This window comes from Mesorhizobium sp. M7A.F.Ca.MR.176.00.0.0 (assembly GCF_004023165.1).
GTDB lineage: Bacteria > Pseudomonadota > Alphaproteobacteria > Rhizobiales > Rhizobiaceae > Mesorhizobium.
Genome location: NZ_RZTC01000071.1, coordinates 23,662 through 28,129 on the forward strand (window position 1 = coordinate 23,662; position 4,468 = coordinate 28,129).

The 4,468-nt window shown below is 61.6% G+C and carries 4 protein-coding genes; all 4 read right to left on the reverse strand.

The genetic code is table 11. The annotated features are described in order from the left end of the window. Positions 1–68: 68 nt before the first annotated feature. The gene (phnE, locus tag EOB59_RS22245; protein ID WP_164895720.1) at positions 69–1,427 is read right to left on the reverse strand and encodes a phosphonate ABC transporter, permease protein PhnE; all 1,359 of its coding nucleotides are present in this window, start codon (positions 1,425–1,427) and stop codon (positions 69–71) included. Continuing rightward, a complete protein-coding gene (gene phnE, locus EOB59_RS22250; protein WP_128289247.1) occupies positions 1,414–2,385 on the reverse strand; it encodes a phosphonate ABC transporter, permease protein PhnE in 972 nt (323 codons plus the stop codon). Before phnE (EOB59_RS22250) ends, phnE (EOB59_RS22245) begins: the two co-directional genes overlap by 14 nt. A 57-nt stretch (positions 2,386–2,442) precedes the next feature. Next, entirely contained in the window at positions 2,443–3,351 is a 909-nt protein-coding gene (gene phnD, locus EOB59_RS22255; RefSeq protein WP_128289248.1) for a phosphonate ABC transporter substrate-binding protein, read from the reverse strand. A gap of 92 nt (positions 3,352–3,443) precedes the next feature. Next, positions 3,444–4,301 (reverse strand): phosphonate ABC transporter ATP-binding protein, encoded by an 858-nt coding sequence (gene phnC / locus EOB59_RS22260; RefSeq protein WP_128289249.1) that lies wholly within the window; start codon positions 4,299–4,301, stop codon positions 3,444–3,446. Between the last annotated feature and the right edge of the window lie 167 nt (positions 4,302–4,468).

Consider the following 4,468-nt stretch of genomic DNA (forward strand, 5'->3'; position numbering starts at 1 on the left):
TAGCTCGACGGAGTGGGGGTCGATCCTTTGGCGCCGGACGAGACGACTTGCGCTGCTGCATCACAAGCCTACCTCTGCTCGGCCTGGATCCTGTTGTAGTCGTGGATTGTCCGGCTCAGCCGGCGGCGCAGGAAGTTGGAGATGTTGTCGAAGATGAAGACGACGAACAGGATCAGCAGCACCATGTAGAAGACGTTGGCCCAGTTGGAATTGGTGCGCATCGCTTCCCAGAGCTTGAGGCCAATGCCGCCGGCGCCGACGGCGCCGATGATGGTGGCGCCGCGGGTGTTGGATTCCCACTGGTAGAGCGTCTGGCTGATGAAGATGGGGATGACTTCCGGCATCACGCCATAGCGCTGCACCAGCAAGCCATTGGCGCCGGTCGACTTGATGCCCTCGCGTGGCTTGTCGTCGATGTTCTCGAGGCTTTCCGAATAGACTTTGCCGAGGGTGCCGATCTCGGTGAAGAAGATGGCGGCACTGCCTGCCAGTGGGCCGGGGCCGAAAGCGCGGGTGAAGAACAGCGCCCAGATCAACATGTCGACTGAGCGCATGAAATCAAAGAAGCGCTTCAGGATCTGGCTGAGCAACCCGCTGGGCGTGATGTTGCGGGCGGCGAAGAAGGCAAGCGGAAAGGCGACGATGCCACCGAGCAGCGTGCCCAGAAAAGCCATGACAATGGTCTGTAGCAGCTTCGTCCAGACGTCGCCGTGCTGCCATTGGGCGTTGTTCCAGATGTTGTTGCCGGCCAGCGCGAGGTTCGAGGTGCCCGGCTTGAGTTCGGGCCCGGACACGATCAGCGAGATGACTTCGCCAGCGGACTTGCCGAAGAAGGGTGAGCGTGTGTCGAACACGAAATTTGCCCAGCCGAGGAAGCGTTTGCGGACTTTTACCCGGTCTACGGTGACGCGCACCTCGCCGACAAAGCCCATCTTGGCGACGATTTCATCGTCATGCACGGTCACCCAGTCCGGCACAGGGCCCGAGACTAACGGCTTGCCGCTGGTCAACGCTACCGGCACTGTTTGTCCATGAGCAACAATGGTCGCATAGGTCTTGTCGAACGTGACGGACTTTGCCTGGCCATCGATCCGCACGGTGAAGGAGCCGTCGGCATTCTTGATTACCCAATCCGGATTGGGATTCTCGCCCAGCGCCGAAAAACGCGGATATCTGGGCGTAATCTCCGGCTGGTCGAGCCGGAATTCCGGTTGCAGATCGTAGCTGACCCATTGCGTCAGGAAGAGCGGCAGCCGTTCCCAATGCGATTCGCGCAAAACCTGCGGCAGGCTGAAGAACCATAAGGCATAGACGAGATAGAGGAGCGTGCCGACGAACAGGAGCAACGGGCCGAAGCGCTTGTAGGCCGGACGCCGGAACACGTGCGGGTAGCGTTCCTCGATCGCTTTGATTTCATCGACGGTCATGGCCATGGTCAGGTGGGCTCATCAAAAAGGCCTGTTCGCCGACCAATTTGCGACGCAGCCAGGCGGAGAACTGGTCGATGATGAAGATGGTCGTGAACAGCAGCAGCACCAGCGCCAGCGTCTTGGCGCCGAAGCCGCGCGAGATGGAGAGCTTCAGCTCCTCGCCGATGCCGCCGCCGCCGACGGCGCCGATGATCGTCGATGCCCGAACATTGATCTCGATCCGCAGCAGCGTGTAGGACATGAAATTGGGCAGCACCTGCGGCAGGTCGGCGAAGCGCACCCGCTCGAACCAGTTGGCGCCGACCGCCGTCAAGCCTTCCTCGGCGCGCATGTCGATGTTCTCGTTGATCTCGTAGAACAGCTTGCCGAGTGCGCCGATCGAATGCAGGCCGATGGCGATGATGGCCGCGATGGGACCGGTCGAGACGATGGCGGCGAACAGGCCGGCAATGACGATTTCGGGAAAGGCGCGCAGCAATTCCATGAGGCGCTTGACGATGAGCCGCAGCACCGGGTGCGGCGTCAGATTGCGCGCCGCGATGAACGAGAAGGGCACGGCGAAGACAAAGCCGATAAAGGTCGAGACCAGCGCCACATTCACCGTGGTCAGCATCAGCTCGAAATATTCGGGGATGTAGAGCCCGCCCCAGATATAGACCCGGCCGAGCGGAAAGTTGAATTCCTGGGTACCGGTGTCGTGCGGCGAGGCGATGTCGAATAGCGCGCGCCAGACGTCGTTCCAGTCCTTGGGAACCAGCCAGCTCAGGAAATCCAGAATGTGCGGCAGGCGGTCAAAAAAGTGCCCGGCATTGGCTTCGTCGGCAAACCACATGCTGGAAAACATCGCAACAAGCAGCAAGCCAACGCCGAGTGCTGTATAGAGCCGGCGCAGGGACGTCTGGCTTCGCCAGGCATCGGCCATCTGGTGGGTGGGGGCTGTCACTGAAATGGTCATGATCGGAGATGCAGAAAGGGCGGTACTTTGAACGCACCGCCCTTTCCGGTTTCGCCGTTAGCCGCCGATGGCTGCCTTACGGGCTTCGACGATGACGTTGTAGAAGTCCGCCTTCACCGGGACGTAGCCGGTAAAGTCGCCGCCTTCGACGCCTTCGAAGCAGGCCTTGTCCTTGGTCGGCAAGGCGGTGAAGAAGGCGGCCAGCTTGGCGGTCATCTCGTCGCCGAGCGCGGTGCGCACGACCAGCGGGCCGTTCGGGATCAGGCCCGAGCGCCAGACTTCGACCAAGTCGTTGGGGTCGACGGCGCCCTTGGCGACTACCTTGTGGAAGCTACCGGAGGTGAAGCCGTTCTTGAAGTCGCCGACGCCCGAAGAATCGTCTACCGCGACATCGACCTTGCCGTCGCGCACGGCGAGAATGTTGTTCTCATGGCCGCCGTTGAACTGGGTCGAGGCAAAGAACGTCTCGTTCGAAGCGCCGGTGTCCTTCGGAATCTGGGTCAGCGGGATCAGATAGCCGGAGGTCGAATCCGGATCGGCATAGCCGAGTTTCTTGCCTTTGGCCGACTTGATGTCGGTGATGCCGGAGGACTTCAGTGCCAGGCCGATCGAATAATAGCCGGTGGCGCCGTCGGTCTGCTGGGTGGTGAGGATCGGGGTGACCGCCTTAGGGTCCTTGAGAACGACGCTGGCATAGCCGGAAGCGCCGAGTTCGGCGAAGTCGAGCGTGCCGCCGAGCAGACCCTGGATGACGCCGTCATAGTCGGCGGCGGGGAACAGCGAGACCTTTTCGAAGCCGAATTCGGCCTTCAGATGATCGGCGAGGCACTGGTAGTTGCGCAGGCGGTCGGTTTCGTTTTCACCGCCGAGAATGCCGACGCGAAATTCCTTCATGTCGGCGGAATGGGCCATGCTGGTCGCCATGGCGAGCACCGAAACGGCGCCAAAAACCATCTTCCTGAACATCTGTTATCTCTCCTGTAGGTTCCGGCCCCGCGCCGGCAGCGTTATCGATTTTGACAGGTGCCCTTGACGTGGGCTGGCGATCCCAACCGCTCTCAATACCCTGGGAATGCGGGCTCGAGCGGTCCGGCGGATGCGGCGATCTTTCGGCTGAAGGCAACGCTGGTCGAGGTGATGGCCTCGGAGATTTCCTGGCCATTGCTGTCGGCGCCATAGACGAGACGCACGGCCTCGCGGTTGAGTTCTTCCGGTGGGCCGTCGAAGACGACCTTGCCGGCGGCCATGCCGATGATGCGGTTGCAGTAGGTGCGCGCGGTATCCAGCGTGTGCAGATTGGTGACGACGGTGATGCCCTCGCGCAAATTGATGTCCTGCAGCGAATCCATCACCACCTTGGCGTTGAGCGGGTCGAGCGAGGCGATAGGCTCGTCGGCGAGGATCACCTTGGGCTGCTGCATCATGGCGCGGGCAATGGCGACGCGCTGCTGCTGGCCGCCCGACAGCGTGCCGGCGGGCTGCAGCGCGGTGCGGGCGATATCGAGCCGCTCGAGCGCGGCGACGGCTTCAGCGCACTCGGCGCGGGAAAACATACCGAGAAGGTTGGACACGGTCGAACGGTGGTTCAGCTTGCCGAGCAGCACATTGGTCAGCACGTCGAGGCGCGGCACCAGGTTGAACTGCTGGAAGATCATGGCGCAGTCGCGCTGCCAGCGCCGCAGCGGCGAGCCGCGCAGTTGCGAGACCTCGGCGCCGTCAAAGAAAATCGACCCTTGGCTGGGATCGATGAGACGGTTGATCATGCGAAGAAGGGTCGATTTGCCGGCGCCCGAACGGCCGATGACGCCAACCATCTGACCCTGCGGGATCGCGATGTTGATGTCGCTGACGGCAGTGTTCTTGCCAAATCGTCGGGTGACACCGCGGATTTCGAGCGTGGCGGAATTTGCTGGCATGGGGGCAGGTTCCAGTCCGGACCATTTATCGTCAGGCTCTCGCCTAACGCAGCCACATGAACCTGCCATGTCGCGGTGATGTCAGTTTTGTTACGCTCCACAGGTGTGGAGTTTACGGTCGGCCCAGGACCAGCAGTTTCCTCGAAGTGCTCCAGGTCCCTGACCTG